The sequence below is a fragment of the Halobacillus sp. KGW1 genome (assembly GCF_001592845.1).
In the GTDB taxonomy this organism is placed as follows: domain Bacteria; phylum Bacillota; class Bacilli; order Bacillales; family Halobacillaceae; genus Halobacillus.
On sequence record NZ_LSOC01000001.1, the window covers coordinates 1,387 to 20,257 of the forward strand.

The window sequence follows — 18,871 nt, forward strand, 5'->3', positions numbered from 1 at the left end:
ATGCCGAACACAGCAGTTAAGCTCTTCAGCGCCGATGGTAGTCGGGTAGATCCCCGTGAGAGTAGGACGCTGCCACGTCATTTTAGAAACCAGAAGTTATTACTTCTGGTTTTTTTCTATATTCAGAACCGGTTTCATATGAATATAGAAAGGGGGGAACTGCGGTGCACTGGTCTTATTTCTTTCATGATGATATTGTTTTAATTATTTTCCGCCTGTGCTTTGCTTTAGTGTTATCAGGATTAATCGGTTTTGAAAGGGAGATAAAGAATCAATCGGCGGGCTTTAGGACACATATTTTGGTCGGGGTTGGTGCTTGTTTAATGATGCTGCTTTCTCTCTATGGGTTTACGGAATTTATGAGCCTTCACGAGCAGGTGAGGTTTGACCCGGCGAGGATACCTTCTTACGTTATCAGTGGAATTGGTTTTTTAGGTGCCGGGACCATTATGGTAAACGGCTTGACGATTAAAGGTCTTACAACAGCAGCGTCGATCTGGACGGTAGCAGCAATTGGATTAGTAGTCGGTGCTGGGTTATACGATGTTGCTACGTTTACCACTTTAGTCGTGCTGACAAGCTTGGCCTTTCTGAATAGAATGGAAAAACATAAAGTTAGAGGCAAGCGGAAAAACAGCTATAGCATTACCGTTCGTGGAAGTGCAAGGGTGCATCGGGTTCTGTCGGTATTTGAGGAATTTCAATTGACCATTCAAAAAGTGGAGGTCCTGTCTCTACCTGAGAGCCAAAAGAAATTGTTGGTTGAGGTAAGTCCGTCTCAGTCCTATGATCGTACACTTGTGATGGGTCGAATCAGTGAGCAGGAAGGAGTTATGAAAATGACACATTATATTTAAGGCTGTGCAGGAAAAAACTGCACGGCTTTTTGTTTTATTTGCTAACGAAAAGGGGAAACATAGTTGATGTATTTATCATAAACAATATAGTTGCGTACCAGTAAAATATGAGTATAATGAAATTAAAGTCAAAGATAGTCAAAGTCAAAAGAGGGGGAGGGAAAATGCGAAATATATCAGACATCATAGAGGAATATTTAAAGAAAACCCTCGATGAGTCCCAAACCATTGAAATAAAAAGAAGCGAAATTGCTGAGCGTTTCCAGTGTGTACCTTCGCAGATTAATTACGTGATTAAGACAAGGTTCACTGTGGAAAAGGGGTATATAGTGGAAAGTAAACGCGGAGGCGGCGGGTACATCCGGATCAGTCGGGTTCCTTATCGGAAATACGCTGATATGATCGAGGAGTTGATGGATTTAATCCAACCCCGTATCTCCCAGACCCAAGCGGTGGACGTTCTGGAGCGACTTATCGATTATGAGGTCATTACAGAACGGGAAGGGAAGATCATGGAAAGCATCATTGACCGTGATGTGCTCAAATTTTCTCTCCCTCTACGCGATGAGATAAGAGCAAGAATCATGACGGCGATGCTGTTCACCCTTAAATATAAATGCTGATTGCGGAAAGGGGAGATTCAGATGGAATGCCAGGAATGTCATCAAAGACAGGCAACCGTTCATTTGACTCAGGTAGTAAATGGGCAAAAGTCGGAGATACATGTGTGTGAAGTATGTGCGAAAGAATATGGATATGTTAATTATGGAGAAGAAAACTTTACTCTGAATGATCTTCTATCCGGACTCTTTCATTCGGATAGCCCTTCTCCATACAGCGATCAGAACAAAGCTGCACCTCAGCAGAAATCTCCATTAAAATGTTCCAACTGTGGTTTGACATATGAAGAGTTTGCAAGGATTGGCAAGTTTGGTTGCGGAAAGTGCTATACCACTTTCGGCGAACGACTGGATCCAATTTTAAGGCGGGTGCACAGTGGAAATACAAGGCATGATGGGAAGATTCCTAAAAGAGAAAGCGGCAATCTTCATTTAAAGAAAGAGATAGAAGAATACAAAGCTAATCTTCGACAATTAATTGAGCAGGAAGAATTTGAAGAGGCAGCGAAAGTTAGAGATAGGATCAGATCTTTGGAAGGGCGTCTTCATAGTGGAGAGGCAGGTGATGAGTAGATGTCGTTACAGAATTTTGTAAATGAGGCTATCAGTCCCTGGATGAAACAGGAGGGGCCGGACAGCGATATTGTGATGAGCAGCCGCATACGTCTTGCCCGGAACTTCTCCCAATATCCATTTCCGATTATTGGATCTGAAGAATCCTTAGAAGAAGTATTGGAATTCTTTCAGAAAGAGTTTCAAGAAGAGTCCTTTAGAGATTATGAAGATTTTGAAATGGTCCGGATGACGGATCTTCAGCCGGTTGAAAAAAGAGTGTTGGTTGAAAAACACTTGATCAGCCCGCATCTCGCTGAAAAATCGGACACCTCGGCTGCGTTGATTTCGCAGAACGAGCAGGTGTCGATTATGGTTAATGAAGAGGATCATATCCGCCTTCAACTTTATTTCCCTGGTTTCCAGCTGGATAAGGCGTTGGAACAGGCATCACAACTCGACGATTGGCTGGAAGAGAAAATTGATTATGCATTTGATGAGAAACGCGGGTATTTGACCGCTTGTCCGACGAATGTCGGCACCGGAATGCGGGCATCAGTTATGATGCACCTGCCGGCATTATCCATGACTCAGCAGATCAATCGTATGATTCCCGCGATCAACCAGCTTGGCTTAGTTGTCCGTGGCATCTATGGGGAAGGAAGCGAAGCACTGGGGAATATTTTTCAAATATCGAACCAGATCACGCTTGGTAAGTCGGAAGGTGACATTGTAGAAGACCTCCACAGTGTGGTAAAGCAGTTGATCGATCAAGAGCGAAGAGCGAGGGAAGTGCTTCTGAGCCGGTCAGGAATTCAACTGGAGGACCGCATTTTTCGATCCTATGGTGTTCTAACCAACAGTCGAATCATAGAGTCTAAAGAGGCAGCAAAATGTTTATCCGATTTACGGTTAGGTATCGATTTGGACTTTATCGACCACATACCACGGACGATCTTGAATGAATTGATGATTTTAACGCAGCCGGGCTTTTTGCAACAGTACGCCAAAGCCAGCTTATCTCCCGATGAACGGGATGTAAGAAGGGCGTCTCTAATCAGGGAAAGACTTCAATTAGAAAACGAAGAATAATGTTAGGAGGGAATGTCCATGATGTTTGGGCGATTTACAGAAAGAGCACAAAAAGTTTTGGCACTGGCACAAGAGGAAGCAGTACGCTTAGGTCATAATAATATCGGGACGGAACACATCCTGCTTGGTTTAGTGAGTGAAGGGGAGGGAATTGCTGCGAAAGCTCTGACAGCTCTCGGCCTTGAATCCTCCAAAATCCAACAGGAAGTGGAGAAACTGATCGGTAAAGGGGAAAAGGTATCCCAAACGATCCACTATACTCCAAGAGCTAAGAAGGTCATAGAATTGTCTATGGATGAAGCTCGTAAGCTGGGACATTCATATGTAGGGACAGAGCACATTCTCCTTGGTTTAATCCGAGAAGGAGAAGGGGTAGCGGCCCGCGTTCTTAACAACCTTGGTGTAAGCCTTAATAAAGCCCGTCAGCAAGTATTGCAGCTGCTTGGGAACAATGAGTCTACAGGCGGTCAAAATCGTCGTGGAGGCGCTTCTGGAGGACAGGCGACGAATGCGAATACACCAACCCTTGACTCCCTGGCCCGTGATTTGACGGCCATAGCTAAAGAAGGAAATATTGATCCTGTAATCGGCCGAAGCAAAGAGATTGAAAGGGTCATTCAAGTCTTGAGCCGCCGTACAAAGAACAACCCGGTGCTTGTAGGTGAACCTGGTGTTGGTAAGACGGCCATCGCAGAGGGCTTGGCTCAGCAGATTATGAACAACGAAGTACCTGAAATTCTGCGTGATAAGCGAGTCATGACGTTGGATATGGGTACAGTCGTCGCGGGAACGAAATACCGCGGGGAGTTTGAAGATCGCTTGAAAAAAGTGATGGAAGAAATCCGCCAGGCGGGTAACATCATTCTATTCATCGATGAACTCCATACATTGATCGGTGCCGGAGGAGCAGAAGGAGCCATTGATGCATCCAATATTCTGAAGCCTTCTCTTGCCCGGGGTGAACTGCAGTGTATCGGTGCGACAACCCTTGATGAGTACCGTAAATATATTGAAAAAGATGCAGCACTTGAGCGTAGATTCCAACCGATTAAGGTGGATGAACCGACGCTTGATGAGTCCATTCAAATTTTGAAAGGTCTGCGTGACCGTTATGAAGCTCACCACCGTGTGACCATTACGGATGATTCTATTGAATCAGCTGTCCGTTTCTCCGACCGGTATATCACGGACCGCTTCCTTCCGGATAAAGCGATTGATTTAATCGATGAGGCAGCTTCCAAGGTGCGCCTGCGCTCCTATACAGCGCCGCCAAATCTTAAAGAGCTGGAACAGAAGCTTGAGGAAGTCCGGAAAGAGAAAGATGCGGCTGTCCAAAGTCAGGAGTTTGAAAAAGCAGCATCCCTTCGTGATAGCGAACAGCGTTTGAGAGATGAGCTGGAGGAGACGAAGGATGAGTGGAAAGAAAAACAAGGCCAGGAGGATTCAGAGGTAACGGTAGAAGATATTGCTTCTGTCGTATCCACTTGGACCGGTGTTCCAGTTTCCAAAATGACGAAGGATGAAAGTGAGCGTCTTCTTAACCTGGAAGAAACGCTTCATAACCGAGTAATCGGTCAGGAAGAAGCGGTCAAAGCTATTTCCAAAGCGATCCGTCGTGCCCGAGCAGGGTTGAAGGATCCGAAACGCCCGATTGGTTCCTTCATATTCCTTGGACCTACCGGTGTAGGTAAAACAGAGCTTGCTCGCGCGCTGGCAGAGAGCATGTTCGGTGAAGAGGATGCCATGATTCGAATCGATATGTCGGAGTACATGGAGAAACACAGCACGTCCCGTCTTGTAGGTTCTCCTCCGGGATATGTAGGATACGATGAAGGCGGTCAGTTGACGGAGAAGGTAAGGAACAAACCATATTCTGTTGTACTTCTTGATGAAATTGAGAAGGCGCACCCGGAAGTCTTCAATATCCTGCTGCAAGTATTGGAGGACGGCCGTCTGACAGACTCTAAAGGACGTCTTGTTGATTTCCGAAATACCGTGTTGATCATGACATCCAACGTGGGTGCTTCCGAATTAAAACAAAACAAATACGTCGGCTTCTCTATGGGTGAAGCGGATCAGGATTATAAAGACATGAAGTCCAAAGTGACAGATGCTTTGAAGAAAGCGTTCCGTCCTGAATTCCTAAACCGTATTGACGAAACAATTGTTTTCCACTCCCTTGAGAAGAAGCACATGAAGGATATTGTCGTTCTTATGGCAGAAGAATTGCGTAAACGTCTGCAGGAGCAGGAGATCGACTTCACACTCTCGGATGCAGCTATCCAGCACATCGCAGATTCCGGATTCGACCCCGAATATGGGGCACGTCCATTGCGCCGTGCTATACAGAAGAATGTCGAAGATCTTCTATCAGAGGAATTGCTTAAAGAGAATATCGCTAAAGGTCAAAAAGTTAAAATTGATCTGGATGAAAACAAGAATTATGTGGTGCATACACAACAAGAATCCACAAATTAACAAGATTTCATCCGGTAAAAGAATCGGAAGGTGTTTGCCTTCCGATTTTTTTCTTATTTAGGTATGATTTCAGTAAGCGATATTTAATATAAATGATATGGATGTGAAACTTATTCACATGTTTTTTCGTATAAAATGAAGGATAGGAGAGATCATCTTGGCAAAAAGAAAAACAAAGTTCGTTTGCCAGGAATGTGGTTATGAAACACCGAAATGGATGGGGAAATGTCCGGGGTGTAATCAGTGGAATACGTTGGTGGAAGAGACGTCTGCTCCGGCAGGAAACTCTCGGCACGTATTTCAGACAAGTTCCACTTCCGCAATGACGAAGCCAGAAAGAATCACACAGATAAAATCACAGAAGGAACCACGCCTCCCGACAAGCATGCCGGAGTTCAACAGAGTGCTCGGCGGCGGGATCGTGGCCGGATCATTAGTTTTAATCGGCGGGGATCCGGGTATCGGGAAGTCAACCTTACTGCTTCAAGTATCTGCTCAGATTGCAAAGAAAGATTTTCCGGTTTTATATATATCAGGAGAAGAATCCTCCAGGCAGACTAAACTCAGGGCCGAACGCCTTGGGGTCATGTCGGATGAACTGTATGTCCTGCCCGAGACGAACCTGCAAGATGTACTGAATCAAATAGATCAGATTGAACCTAAATTTGTAGTGATCGATTCCATTCAGACGATTTTCAAGGAAGATATAACCTCTGCCCCTGGTAGTGTGGCGCAGGTGAGAGAATGTACCAGTCACTTGATGCGAATTGCGAAAACGAAAGGTATTCCGATTTTCATTGTTGGACATGTTACTAAAGAAGGGTCCATTGCCGGCCCTCGTTTACTGGAACATATGGTGGATGCAGTTCTTTATTTTGAGGGAGAGCGGCACCACACTTTCCGTATTCTCCGCAGTGTTAAAAACCGCTTCGGAAGTACACATGAAATGGGTATCTTCGAGATGAAGGAGAAAGGGCTGGAAGAAGTACTTAATCCGTCGGAGATTTTCCTTGAAGAACGTTCTCAGGGAGCGGCAGGCTCTATTGTTGTAGCTTCAATGGAGGGGACAAGGCCGGTGCTGGTAGAGATTCAGGCGCTCATATCCCCGACAGCCTACGGAAACCCCAGAAGGATGGCAACCGGTCTTGACACGAACAGAGTCCCTCTGCTGATGGCTGTGCTCGAGAAACGAGCAGGACTGTTGCTGCAGAATCAGGATGCGTACGTAAAGGTGGCGGGTGGTGTGAAGCTGGATGAGCCTGCAATCGACTTAGCTGTTGCGTTAAGTATCGCATCGAGCTTTCGCAACAAAGTCTCAAACGGTGACGATGTCGTTGTTGGAGAAGTCGGATTGACAGGAGAAATACGGCGGGTTTCCCGTATTGAACAGCGCGTACAGGAAGCGGCTAAACTCGGTTTCAAACGGGCCATCATACCTAAGAAAAATATGGACGGATGGACTCCACCTTCACAAATTGAAGTCATCGGGGTAAGTACAGTACAGGAAGCAATGAAGGTTACATTGGGGGAATCCTAAATGGAATGGCATGAGATGAAAGAAAACGGTATAGGAGAAATTCTCAAGCTTGTGGCACCGGGGACACCGCTCCGGGACGGAATAGACAACGTCCTTCGCGCAAATACCGGAGGGCTTATCGTTTTAGGGTATGGAGAGAGAATAAGGGATCTTGTAGATGGTGGATTCCATATTCAATCCGACTTTACACCGGCTCACCTCTATGAACTCGCCAAAATGGATGGTGCGCTCATTCTGAATGATGAGGGTACAAAAATATTGTACGCGAACGCTCAGTTGATGCCTGACCCTGATATTGTATCGACTGAAACGGGAATGCGCCACCGCACTGCGGAGCGGGTGGCAAAGCAGACAGGAGCGCTCGTTATCGCCATTTCCCAGCGGCGTAATGTTATCACCCTGTATAAAGGGTCCCACCGCTATTCCTTAAAAGAAATCGGCGTCATTTTAACAAAGGCGAACCAGGCGATCCAAACGCTTGAGAAGTATAAGAATGTCCTTGACCAGAGCACGACAAACCTGGGTGCGTTGGAGTTTGAGAATATGGTCTCCTTTTCTGAGGTCGTTCAAGTCGTATCAAGAGTGGAGATGGTCCTGCGTACAAAGACGGAGATTTTGAATTATGTGAATGAATTAGGAACAGAGGGCCGTTTAATCCAACTGCAGCTGACCGAATTAGTTTCCAATATTGAGGAAGAGGCAGCGCTGCTGCTCAGGGATTACAGCAAGCGTCCGGATTACGAACCTTATTATATTTTGAAGAAGATGCAGGAAACGACGAACACAGAGTTATTGTCGGATGAACAAGTGCTTAAGCTGCTTGGCTATTCGACAAACACGAAAATGTCTGATGCCATTCATCCACGTGGTTACCGGATTCTTCATCGAATTCCACGCCTCCCATCCCTTATCATCGATCATCTTGTCGAGAAGTTCGGCATTTTAGAAGATCTCATACAGGCTTCACCTAAACAACTGGTGGAAGTGGATGGCGTAGGAGAAGTAAGAGCTATGAAGATCCGGGATGGTCTGGACCGCATACAGGAACAATTGTTCGTAGACCGACATATTTAAGAAAATTGACTTATTTATCTAATTTATGGTATGATTATACATTTGCAAATTGACTTATATTGGAAGTTGTGCTAAGTTAAGTACCATCATTCCTTGATAAAAGGGTTAATGGTTGTAAGGTTTGGTCATACTGTGATTGAGGGGGTGAAGGAAAGTGCTTAAGCGTATCGTGCAGTTATTTATAGTTATAACTGGTGGAACAATCGGTTACCTCTATCTTCCGGATTTGTTTAAATTGACAGGTCTTACTTGGCCTACTCTGATTCAGTCTGTTTTAGGGGCCGTACTAGGAGCACTTATTTTATTTTTAATTACTTTTTGGGTCGTGGATTATATTGTCGACTTTATCAGATGGGTGGAAGATTCACTCGTACGGGCGCCTGTGGCTGATCTGCTTTTTGGCAGCCTGGGTCTGATCATCGGGCTGATTGTTGCTTATCTGATTAATGTATTTGTACAGGATATCCAGATTCAAGTAGTAAGTCAGGTCGTTCCTATCTTCCTGACGATCCTTCTTGGTTATTTAGGTTTCCAGGTAGGATTCAAGCGTAAAGACGAGTTTTTGAATTTGTTGTCGAAGAAAGACAAGCAGGGCGCTACGGATTCGTCGGACGAAGCAAACAAGGCGGAAGTGGATGCCTCGTTAATACCGAAAGATAAAATTCTCGATACCAGTGTCATTATTGACGGCCGGATCGCAGACATTTGCGAAACTCATTTTTTGGAAGGTACGATTGTTATTCCTCAATTCGTTCTGGAAGAATTGCAGCATATAGCTGATTCTTCGGATGGATTAAAGAGAAACAGAGGTCGCAGAGGTCTTGATATCCTGAATCGACTTCAGAAGGATCTACCTGTAAATGTTGAGATTTATGAAGGAGATTTCGAAGAGATTCAAGAGGTGGACAGCAAGCTTGTTAAGCTGGCAAAAGTCATGAATGGAATCGTCGTTACGAATGATTTCAACTTGAACAAAGTGTGTGAGTTTCAAAATGTTCAAGTGTTGAATATTAATGATTTAGCTAACGCTGTTAAACCTGTCGTTCTTCCTGGAGAAGAGATGTCCATTCAAGTGATTAAAGACGGAAAAGAACAGAATCAAGGTGTCGCCTACTTAGATGATGGCACTATGATTGTTGTAGAAGAAGGAAAAGAGTATATCGGGAAAACTATTGAAGTCGTTGTCACAAGTGTGCTGCAGACTTCTGCCGGACGAATGATTTTTGCGAAGCCGAAATCACTTGAAAAAGCACTTTAAAAACGGTATAAACAAATAAGTAAGACAAAAGTGATAACCAGTGTGTTATCGCTTTTGTTGTTTTATAAGGAAGTAAGTGATCCGAGTTTAATTTAATGTAGGGTGGATGTTATGACGAACTATACAGCTATTATACTTGCCGCCGGTCAAGGGAAGCGGATGCTTGCCGGACGAAACAAACAGTTCCTCACGATAGGCTCCAAACCGCTGATCCGTCACACTATTTCTGTTTTTGAGCAGGATGCATGGTGTGAAGAGATTATTTTGGTGACAAATGAACGTGAGCGCTCAGAAATGGAGAAGATGTTTGCAGAGCACCCTGTGGAAAAAGAAATGACCATGGTTAATGGGGGAGCGGAAAGGCAGGACAGTGTGTACGAAGGTCTGAAAGCCGTCCGCAATCCATCTATTCCTGTTTTCATTCATGATGGGGCGCGTCCATTTGTTTCTGAAACGAATCTGCATGAACTGGCAGAGACGGTACGTGTAGAGCAGGCGGCTTTGTTGGCTGTTCCTGTGACAGATACTATTAAGCAAAAGCGTGATAACGGTTTGACTACACTTGATCGAAAATACTTGTGGGCGGCACAGACGCCTCAGGCATTTTCCTATGAGTGGATTAAAGACGCGCATGACCAAGCAAAGGAACGTGGATACTACGGAACAGACGATGCTTCTTTGGTAGAGGAGACAGGGCGGGATGTTGTAATTGTCCAGGGAAGTTACGATAATTTCAAGCTGACGACACCGGAAGACTTACATAAAGCGGAGTCTTACATCCAAAAACAATTACAAAGAAAGGCAGATGAACCTGCTATGTTTCGAATCGGTCAAGGGTACGATGTTCACCAACTGACGGAAGGCCGTCCTTGTATAATCGGAGGGATCGACATTCCCCATGAGAAAGGTCTGCTCGGGCATTCCGACGCAGATGTTCTTCTTCATACGATTGCAGATGCTTGCTTAGGTGCGATTGGAGAAGGAGATATCGGCAAGCATTTTCCCGATACGGATCCTGAATTTAAGGATGCTGATTCCGGTAAATTGTTGCAGCATGTCTGGAATATTTGCAGAGATCGGGGCTACGAGCTCGGTAATATGGACTGCACGGTCATTGCGCAATCTCCTAAAATGGCTCCATATATCGAGGAGATCCGAAGTAATATTGCGTCTCTTCTCGAAACGGATAAGGTTAAGATTAATGTGAAAGCGACAACGACAGAGAAGCTTGGTTTTACAGGACGGGAAGAAGGAATTGCCGCCCAAGCTGTTGTTTTATTGCAAGAAATTCGGCAAGATTAGTCGAAAAATGATAAAATAAGTCAAGGAAATAGAGCGGAAGTAAGAAAGGAGAACAATTATGTCAAATGAAGTACGTGTGCGTTATGCGCCGAGCCCTACAGGTTTTCTTCACATCGGTAATGCGAGGACAGCCTTGTTTAATTATTTATACGCAAGAAATGCGGGTGGTAAAGTTGTCATCCGTATTGAAGATACAGACGAGAAGCGAAACGTAGAAGGTGGAGAAGAAAGTCAGCTTAACTATTTAAAATGGTTGGGCTTGGATTGGGATGAGAGCCCGGATAAGGGCGGAGAGTATGGTCCTTACCGTCAAATGGAGCGTCTGGATATTTACCAGAAGTATATTGATGAGCTTCTGGAGCGCGACCTTGCTTATAAGTGCTATATGACTGCGGAAGAGCTTGAGCAGGAACGAGAAGCGCAGATGGCGCGTGGAGAAGCCCCGAAATATTCTGGAGCACACCGTAATTTAACGGCTGAGCAAATAGCAGAATTTGAAGCCGAAGGACGCGAACCAAGTATTCGTATCCGCGTACCTGAAAACCATTCCTACACGTTCAACGATATCGTACGCGGCGACATTACGTTCGATTCCAGTGATTTCGGTGATTGGGTTATCGTGAAGAAGAACGGTATCCCTACGTATAATTTCGCTGTAGCGATTGATGACTATCTAATGAAGATTACTCATGTACTGCGCGGGGAAGAGCACATCTCCAACACACCTAAGCAGATGATGGTATATGAAGCGTTTGGATGGGAGCCGCCGAAGTTCGGACACATGACGCTTATCCTTAACGAAGAGCGTAAGAAACTGAGTAAGCGGGATCAGCATATTCTCCAGTTCATCGAGCAGTATAAGAATCTTGGCTATCTGCCGGAAGCGCTGTTCAACTTCATCACGCTTCTTGGTTGGTCCCCTGTCGGTGAAGAAGAGATCTTCACACAAGAGCAGCTGATTGAAATCTTTGACGCGGAACGTCTGACTACGTCCCCGGCTGTTTTTGATCCAGCTAAGCTGAAGTGGATGAATAACCAGTATATTAAAGCTTCGGATCTGGATAAGGTCGTTGAACTTTCTCTTCCTCATTTGGTTGAAGCAGGACGTTTCCCGGAAACGATGACAGAAGAGCAGCAGGAATGGGCACGTGAGCTTATTTCCCTATACCACGAGCAGCTGAACTACGGTGCTGAAATTGTGGAATTGACGGATCTGTTCTTCAAGCAGGAAATTCAATATGACGAAGCTGCGATGGAAGTACTGGAAGGCGAACAAGTTCCGGAGGTATTGGAAACATTCAAGAAGAACCTTCAGCAATTGGACGAGTTCACTCCGGATAACATCAAAGCTCAAATCAAAGCCGTTCAGAAAGAGACCGGCCATAAAGGCAAGAAACTGTTTATGCCTGTTCGCGTGGCAACTACAGGTCAAACTCACGGCCCCGAGCTTCCTAACGCGATCCACCTGCTCGGTTTAGAGACTGTCACAGTACGTCTTGATGATGTACTAAATAAATTGCAGGCTTAATTTATTCACAAGCAGAAGATATTATCATATAGTAGAGTTACCTATACGAAACGTTGATGAGGAGAAGTAAAGGGCTGTCTGCTTACCCAGAGAGAATCACCTAGGCTGGAAGTGATTTTGGGCGGCACCCTGGAAATGCACCTCGGAGTCTCCGGTTGAAAAAAAGTAGGCCGGAGCGGTTCCCTTCCGTTATCGAGGATGAAGTGGGGGAAATTATTTTCCCCAAGCAGAGTGGAACCACGCGGGAAGCGTCTCTGTGCCCAAGGCACAGAGACGCTTTTTTTATTCTCCGCCTCTGCGCAAGAAAAAGGAGGGAAGCAAGTATGGGGCTTTTTAAAATGTTCAAGGAAGATGTCGATGTAGTGTTCGATCAGGACCCTGCTGCTCGTTCGTATCTGGAAGTTATTCTTACGTATTCCGGTCTGCATGCTATTTGGGCACATCGGGTGGCCCATGCTTGTCATAAAAGGAAATTCTTTTTTCTCGCACGTCTGATCTCTCAGTTCAGCCGTTTTTTTACAGGGATTGAAATCCACCCGGGAGCAAAAATCGGCCGCCGTTTTTTTATAGACCATGGGATGGGAGTCGTCATCGGAGAGACATGTGAGATCGGGGATAACGTAACCATCTTCCAAGGGGTCACCCTAGGTGGTACAGGAAAAGAGAAGGGAAAGCGTCACCCTACTCTGCTTGATAATTCTCTTGTTGCCACAGGTGCAAAAGTGCTTGGTTCTATTACAATCGGGGAACACTCTAAAGTAGGAGCAGGATCCGTCGTTCTGCATGATGTACCAAATAACTCAACCGTCGTCGGTATTCCGGGACACGTCGTCGTACAGGATGGCAAGAAGGTACAGAAAAAAGACTTGGACCACCACAAAATGCCGGATCCTGTTTACGACCGGCTGAACCAGTTGGAAAAGCAGATCGAGGAACTACAGAAGGAATTGAAAGAAGCAAAAGGAGTGAAGCATCATGACTATTAAAATATATAATACCTTGACTCGGAATAAAGAAGTCTTTCAGCCGTTGGAAGAAGGAAAGGTGAAGATGTATGTGTGCGGCCCGACCGTATATAATTACATCCACATTGGGAATGCCCGTCCTGCCATCGTGTTCGATACCGTCCGCAGATATTTCGAATACCGCGGCTACGATGTCCATTATGTACTGAACTTCACAGATGTCGACGATAAATTGATCAAAGCTTCCAAAGAGATGGGCGAAGGTGTGACAGAGATTGCCAATCGTTTCGTCCAGGCTTATAAAGAAGATGTTGCAGCCCTTGGCGTCAAAGAAGCGGTCGATCACCCCCGCGTGACAGAAAACATGGAAGAAATCATCGGATTTGTCCAAGGGTTAGTGGAGAAAGGTTATGCCTATGAAGCAGGAGGAGATGTTTACTTCCGTACACGTGCCTTCGATAATTATGGGAAATTGTCTCAGCAATCAATCAATGAGCTGCAGTCCGGTGCCCGGATCGAGGTTGGTGATAAGAAAGAAGACCCGCTGGACTTCACGTTATGGAAACAGGCCAAGGACGGAGAAATTTCCTGGAAGAGCCCGTGGGGAGAAGGACGCCCGGGCTGGCACATCGAGTGCTCTGCTATGGCGAAGAAATACCTTGGAGACACGATAGATATCCATGCCGGGGGTCAGGATTTGACATTTCCTCACCACGAAAACGAAATCGCACAGTCGGAAGCTCACAACGGGGAAGATTTCGCTCGTTATTGGATGCACAATGGGTATATCAACATTGATAATGAGAAGATGTCTAAATCTCTCGGTAACTTTATCCTTGCTCATGATCTTGTAAAGCAACACGATCCACAGGTTATCCGCTTCTTCATGTTGAGTGTCCAATACCGTCATCCAATTAACTTCAGCAATGAGCTTCTGAAGGGCGCCAAAAGCAGTTTTGAGCGGATAAAGAATGCGTATGAGAATCTAAAACACCGTAAAGATACCAGCGTGAGCCTTCAGGAAGATACACAGCCGTGGCTGGATAAAGTAAAAGGCTTTAAAGAGCAGTTTATTAAAGAAATGGACGATGACTTTAACACAGCCAATGCGATTTCTGTTTTGTTCGACATGACCAAGGCTGCGAATCTTTACCTGCAGGAGAAGCAGACACATGAAGATGTTTTGAATGTGTTCATCCAAACGTTTGAAGAACTGACAAGTGTTTTGGGACTGTCCCTTGAGGTTAAAGAAGAATTACTGGATGAAGAGGTCGATGCTTTAATCGCAGAGCGTAAACAAGCCCGTAAAGACCGCAACTTTGAGCGTGCCGATCAGATCCGTGATGAACTGAAAGCCAGGAACATCATCTTGGAGGACACTTCCCAAGGTACACGCTGGAAGCGAGGGTGACACATGGAACGCACCGACGTGAAACAGATGAAGAGTCTCGCCCTCGCTTATATGGGCGATTCTGTTTATGAATTGTATGTCCGAGAGTACCTATTGGATAAAGGGGAAGTGCAGCCGCAGCACCTCCACAAGGCAGCTGTTCGTTTTGTCTCTGCTGTGTCCCAGGCTCAGTCCGTACGAGCCTGGCAGGAGGCAGAAATACTGACGGAAGAAGAAGAGGGTGTCCTTCGCAGGGGCAGGAATGCGAAATCCGGCTCTGTGCCTAAGAGTACCAATGTGCAAACCTATCGTTATTCGACCGCATTTGAAGCGGTGTTGGGATTTTTATATTTATCCGGTCAGAAACAAAGGCTGGAAGAGTTGGTGCACTATGCTATTAGAGAAGTGGAAGAAAGGAGTGGAGACGAATGAACGGAGAATGGATTATAGGCAAGAATGCTGTACAGGAGGCGATAAGATCCGGACGCTCGATCAACAAAGTCATGGTATCGGATCAGTTACAGTATCAGGCATTTAAAAAGGTAGAGCAGCTGGCGAAGGAACAGGGGGTCCTCGTCCAGAAAGTTCCGAAGAAGAAACTGGATCAGCTTGTAGAAGGAACGCACCAAGGTGTTATCGCTTCTGTGGCTGCTTATGAGTACAGTGATTTGGAAGATTTATTCGCTAAAGCGGAAGAAAAGGGAGAAGCGCCTTTTTTCATCATATGTGATGAAATTGAAGACCCGCACAACCTTGGTTCGATATTAAGGACGGCAGACGCAGCAGGAGCGCACGGAGTCATCATTCCGAAGCGGAGGTCCGTCGCTCTTACTGCTACAGTTGCAAAGACGTCTACAGGAGCGATCGAGTACATTCCTGTAGCGAGAGTGACCAACCTGGCTAGAACGATAGATGAATTGAAGGAGCGCTTTGTCTGGGTTGTCGGAACAGATGCGGAAGGTACAGAAGACTATCGACAGCTGGATGGCCGGATGCCGCTGGCGCTTGTGATTGGAAGTGAAGGCCGCGGAATGAGTCGATTGACGAAAGAAAAATGTGATTGGACTGTCAGTCTCCCTATGGCCGGACAGGTCACTTCCCTTAATGCCTCAGTAGCAGCCTCCCTTCTCATGTATGAAGTATTCAGGAAGCGTCACCCTGTCGGTGAGTGACAATGAATGTATTAATTGTAGACGGATATAACATGATCGGGGCCTGGCCGGAACTGGTGAAATTAAAGGAGAAAGATCTCGGGCAAGCACGGGATCTTCTCATAGAGATGATGGCAGAATACCAATCCTATACAGGGGATCGTATCATGATCGTCTTTGATGCCTACCATGTCCGGGGACTTGAGAAGAAGCAGCAGAACTACAAAGTGGAAGTCCTTTTCACTAAGGAGAATGAAACGGCAGACGAGCGGATCGAGAAGCTTGCCGGTGAATTGAATGACGTGCGGACACAGGTGTACGTGGCTACATCCGATTATGCAGAGCAGCGGACCATCTTCGGTCAGGGAGCTTTTCGGAAGTCTGCGAGAGAGCTTTACATCGAAGTAAAGAACATTGAGAACCAGATCGAAAAGGACGTAGAAACCCACAATCAGCTTCACTATCAATCTAAAATTCCGATAAACAAAGAGGTGCGGGAATTGTTTGAGAAGTGGCGCCGAGGAGATAAATAATTCTGACAACTTGTTGACGCTTTTCAAACGCTTACTGTATAATATTTCTATATATTGAGATAGCACGGTCGGAGGGATCCTGTGTGAGCATCTTACAAACGGAGAAAAGCACCAATGAGTTGGATCTTAGTAAGCTTGATGATGAAGCAGTCGTAGAACGAATTAATCAGGGACAGGTTCAGGCACTTGATTATTTGATTAACAAGTATAAGAATTTCGTACGCGCCAAAGCCCGCACTTATTTCTTAATCGGGGCTGACCGGGAAGATATTGTTCAAGAAGGAATGATCGGCCTTTATAAGGCTATTCGTGATTATCGAGAAGGAAAACTGTCGTCTTTCAAAGCATTCGCTGAACTGTGTGTCACCCGTCAAATCATTACTGCTATTAAAACCGCCACTAGACAGAAACACATCCCTTTAAACTCCTATGTTTCGCTGGACAAGCCTATCTACGATGAAGAGTCAGACCGTACGCTCCTTGACGTCATCGCAGGTTCAAAAGCAATCGATCCCCAGGAATTGATTGTCAATAAAGAGAAGTTTTCAGATATGGAAGAGAAGATGTCCGAACTTCTCAGCGATCTTGAAAAGCAGGTGCTGACCCTTTATTTGGACGGTCAGTCCTATCAAGAGATTTCCGAGGAATTGAGGCGTCATGTCAAATCGATCGATAACGCTCTGCAACGCGTGAAGCGGAAGCTCGAAAAGTATCTGGAAATCAATGAAATCACACTTTGAACCCACATTGACAGTCTATGGGAAGAGTGCTACATTAATTTAGTATTATACCTCGATGATTTGAGGTGACAGAGAAGTGCGTAAGAAAGTAATATTAGCCTGTACACAATGTTTAAGTCGAAATTACAGTTCATATACAAATCGTTCCAACCAATCCGAACGTCTGGAGGTCCGCAAGTTCTGCAAGAACTGCGGATCCCACACCCTGCACCGGGAGACGAAGTAGATCAGGAAGCCAGTCGGCACAAGTTTGGGGGGTATTACAGCATGTTTAAGTTCTTCAAGAACGTAGCGCGTGAGATGAAAAAGGTCAGCTGGCCGAAGGGGCAGGAACTGACCAGGTACACGATTACCGTACTATTCACCGTCGTCTTCGTAGCTTTGTTCTTTGCTATTGTAGATCTTGGGATCTCCCAAGTGCTTGAACTCATCGCTAAGGAATAGTAGAGTTAATTTTATGCTATAATAGAGATAGACTTACAAAAAACCCGTTCCGCGGGTTTTTTCATGTTGGAAAGAATTTCGATTAACTAAAGCATAAGGGAGGGAAGGGCAAGCACTTGTCCTGCGATAATGGAAAAAAGATGGTATGTTGTTCACACCTATTCAGGTTATGAGAACAAAGTAAAGACCAACCTCGAGAAGCGCGTAGAGTCTATGGGGATGGAAGATAAGATTTTTCGTGTTCTTGTCCCGGAGGACGAAGAGGCGGAAATTAAAAACGGCAAGAAGAAGATTGCCAAAAAGAAAGTTTTCCCAGGATACGTTTTAGCAGAGATGGTAATGACGGATGATTCCTGGTACGTTGTCCGTAACACTCCCGGCGTGACGGGGTTTGTCGGATCTACCGGCTCTGGTTCTAAACCGACCCCTCTCTTACCGGAAGAAGTGGATACGGTGCTTAAGCGTATGGGCATGAAGGAACAGCCGAAGGCAGACATTGATTTCGAAGTGAAAGAAAGTGTTACTGTTACCGACGGACCGTTCGCAAACTTCACTGGTACCATTGAGAATATTGACTTGGACAAACAGAAAGTCAAAGTCCATGTCAACATGTTCGGCCGCGAAACTCCGGTCGAATTGGACTTCACTCAGATCGAAAAATTATAAAAAAACAATCCTCCCCTTGCATATCCGGCACAAAGATGCTAGAATTTTTATGTTCTATATGCGCCCCATAGATGAGGGGCTATTGCTTAACGCAATGGAGTGGGAGGGGTAGAACCCTATTACCACATCACGGACTTTAAGGAGGTGTGTCTCGTGGCTAAAAAAGTTATTAATGTTGTAAAGCTTCAGATCCCTGCAGGAAAAGCTAACCCAGCGCCACCAGTAGGACCGGCACTAGGTCAAGCAGGTATTAATATCATGGGCTTCTGTAAAGAGTTCAACGCTCGTACGCAGGACCAAGCTGGTATGATCATTCCAGTAGAAATCTCGGTTTATGAGGACCGTTCCTTTACATTCGTTACTAAAACTCCACCTGCTGCTGTTCTTCTTAAGAAAGCGGCTGGAATTGAGTCAGGTTCCGGTGAACCAAACCGTAACAAAGTAGCTTCTGTCAAACGCGATCAAGTTCGCGAAATCGCAGAAACGAAAATGCCTGATTTGAACGCTGCTGACGTGGAAGCTGCAATGCGTATGGTCGAAGGTACTGCGCGCAGCATGGGAATCACAATCGAAGATTAATCCCACAGCGTCATTTGGAGATAGGAAAAGGTTGCGGAAATGGAGCTAGTGTCTCTTTCGCAACCTTTATTCGTGGGAGGAAAATCCGTTAAAACCACAACGAGG

The 18,871-nt window shown here is 45.5% G+C and carries 20 protein-coding genes and 1 other annotated feature; all 20 genes read left to right on the forward strand.

The window, feature by feature from the left end; genetic code table 11:
* Positions 1-164: 164 nt before the first annotated feature.
* The 20 genes from AXG56_RS00055 to rplK all read left to right on the forward strand — a co-directional run bounded on the left by AXG56_RS00055 (position 165) and on the right by rplK (position 18,766).
* Positions 165-857, forward strand: coding sequence for an MgtC/SapB family protein (locus AXG56_RS00055; RefSeq protein WP_008635841.1), 693 nt, complete (start codon positions 165-167; stop codon positions 855-857).
* Positions 858-1,021: 164 nt separating this feature from the next.
* Entirely contained in the window at positions 1,022-1,480 is a 459-nt protein-coding gene (locus AXG56_RS00060; RefSeq protein WP_026577050.1) for a CtsR family transcriptional regulator, read from the forward strand.
* A gap of 21 nt (positions 1,481-1,501) precedes the next feature.
* Positions 1,502-2,050 carry a UvrB/UvrC motif-containing protein gene (locus tag AXG56_RS00065; RefSeq protein ID WP_008635844.1) on the forward strand — a complete coding sequence of 183 codons (549 nt, stop codon included), beginning with the start codon at positions 1,502-1,504 and terminating at the stop codon, positions 2,048-2,050.
* Complete coding sequence (locus AXG56_RS00070) at positions 2,051-3,121, forward strand: protein arginine kinase (protein WP_008635845.1); 1,071 nt, start codon at positions 2,051-2,053, stop codon at positions 3,119-3,121. It begins immediately after the preceding gene.
* An 18-nt stretch (positions 3,122-3,139) separates the two neighbouring features.
* A complete protein-coding gene (clpC, locus tag AXG56_RS00075; RefSeq protein WP_008635846.1) occupies positions 3,140-5,599 on the forward strand; it encodes an ATP-dependent protease ATP-binding subunit ClpC in 2,460 nt (819 codons plus the stop codon).
* A gap of 157 nt (positions 5,600-5,756) precedes the next feature.
* Positions 5,757-7,136 (forward strand): DNA repair protein RadA, encoded by a 1,380-nt coding sequence (gene radA / locus AXG56_RS00080; RefSeq protein ID WP_008635853.1) that lies wholly within the window; start codon positions 5,757-5,759, stop codon positions 7,134-7,136.
* Positions 7,137-8,210, forward strand: a complete 1,074-nt coding sequence (disA, locus tag AXG56_RS00085) for a DNA integrity scanning diadenylate cyclase DisA (protein ID WP_008635854.1) — start codon at positions 7,137-7,139, stop codon at positions 8,208-8,210.
* A 154-nt stretch (positions 8,211-8,364) separates the two neighbouring features.
* On the forward strand, positions 8,365-9,468 hold the full coding sequence (locus AXG56_RS00090) for a PIN/TRAM domain-containing protein (protein ID WP_008635855.1): 1,104 nt from the start codon (positions 8,365-8,367) through the stop codon (positions 9,466-9,468).
* A gap of 111 nt (positions 9,469-9,579) precedes the next feature.
* Positions 9,580-10,770 carry a bifunctional 2-C-methyl-D-erythritol 4-phosphate cytidylyltransferase/2-C-methyl-D-erythritol 2,4-cyclodiphosphate synthase gene (locus AXG56_RS00095; RefSeq protein ID WP_035387953.1) on the forward strand — a complete coding sequence of 397 codons (1,191 nt, stop codon included), beginning with the start codon at positions 9,580-9,582 and terminating at the stop codon, positions 10,768-10,770.
* Between the two features lie 58 nt (positions 10,771-10,828).
* On the forward strand, positions 10,829-12,298 hold the full coding sequence (gene gltX, locus AXG56_RS00100) for a glutamate--tRNA ligase (RefSeq protein ID WP_008635857.1): 1,470 nt from the start codon (positions 10,829-10,831) through the stop codon (positions 12,296-12,298).
* Positions 12,299-12,342: 44 nt separating this feature from the next.
* Positions 12,343-12,557, forward strand: a binding site (T-box leader).
* 64 nt (positions 12,558-12,621) lie between these two features.
* The gene (gene cysE / locus AXG56_RS00105) at positions 12,622-13,284 is read left to right on the forward strand and encodes a serine O-acetyltransferase (RefSeq protein ID WP_008635858.1); all 663 of its coding nucleotides are present in this window, start codon (positions 12,622-12,624) and stop codon (positions 13,282-13,284) included.
* Complete coding sequence (cysS, locus tag AXG56_RS00110) at positions 13,274-14,674, forward strand: cysteine--tRNA ligase (RefSeq protein WP_008635859.1); 1,401 nt, start codon at positions 13,274-13,276, stop codon at positions 14,672-14,674. Before cysE ends, cysS begins: the two co-directional genes overlap by 11 nt.
* Before the next feature lie 3 nt (positions 14,675-14,677).
* Positions 14,678-15,085, forward strand: a complete 408-nt coding sequence (locus tag AXG56_RS00115; RefSeq protein ID WP_008635861.1) for a Mini-ribonuclease 3 — start codon at positions 14,678-14,680, stop codon at positions 15,083-15,085.
* Complete coding sequence (gene rlmB, locus AXG56_RS00120) at positions 15,082-15,825, forward strand: 23S rRNA (guanosine(2251)-2'-O)-methyltransferase RlmB (protein WP_062512755.1); 744 nt, start codon at positions 15,082-15,084, stop codon at positions 15,823-15,825. The genes AXG56_RS00115 and rlmB overlap by 4 nt, the downstream gene beginning before the upstream one ends.
* A 2-nt stretch (positions 15,826-15,827) precedes the next feature.
* Complete coding sequence (locus AXG56_RS00125; RefSeq protein WP_008635874.1) at positions 15,828-16,337, forward strand: NYN domain-containing protein; 510 nt, start codon at positions 15,828-15,830, stop codon at positions 16,335-16,337.
* 83 nt (positions 16,338-16,420) lie between these two features.
* Complete coding sequence (gene sigH / locus AXG56_RS00130) at positions 16,421-17,077, forward strand: RNA polymerase sporulation sigma factor SigH (RefSeq protein ID WP_008635876.1); 657 nt, start codon at positions 16,421-16,423, stop codon at positions 17,075-17,077.
* A 76-nt stretch (positions 17,078-17,153) separates the two neighbouring features.
* Positions 17,154-17,303 carry a 50S ribosomal protein L33 gene (gene rpmG, locus AXG56_RS19040; protein ID WP_008635878.1) on the forward strand — a complete coding sequence of 50 codons (150 nt, stop codon included), beginning with the start codon at positions 17,154-17,156 and terminating at the stop codon, positions 17,301-17,303.
* 41 nt (positions 17,304-17,344) lie between these two features.
* Positions 17,345-17,521, forward strand: coding sequence for a preprotein translocase subunit SecE (gene secE, locus AXG56_RS00135; protein ID WP_008635880.1), 177 nt, complete (start codon positions 17,345-17,347; stop codon positions 17,519-17,521).
* A gap of 129 nt (positions 17,522-17,650) precedes the next feature.
* Complete coding sequence (gene nusG / locus AXG56_RS00140; RefSeq protein ID WP_008635882.1) at positions 17,651-18,187, forward strand: transcription termination/antitermination protein NusG; 537 nt, start codon at positions 17,651-17,653, stop codon at positions 18,185-18,187.
* Between the two features lie 153 nt (positions 18,188-18,340).
* Positions 18,341-18,766, forward strand: a complete 426-nt coding sequence (gene rplK, locus AXG56_RS00145) for a 50S ribosomal protein L11 (protein WP_008635884.1) — start codon at positions 18,341-18,343, stop codon at positions 18,764-18,766.
* Positions 18,767-18,871 lie beyond the last annotated feature (105 nt).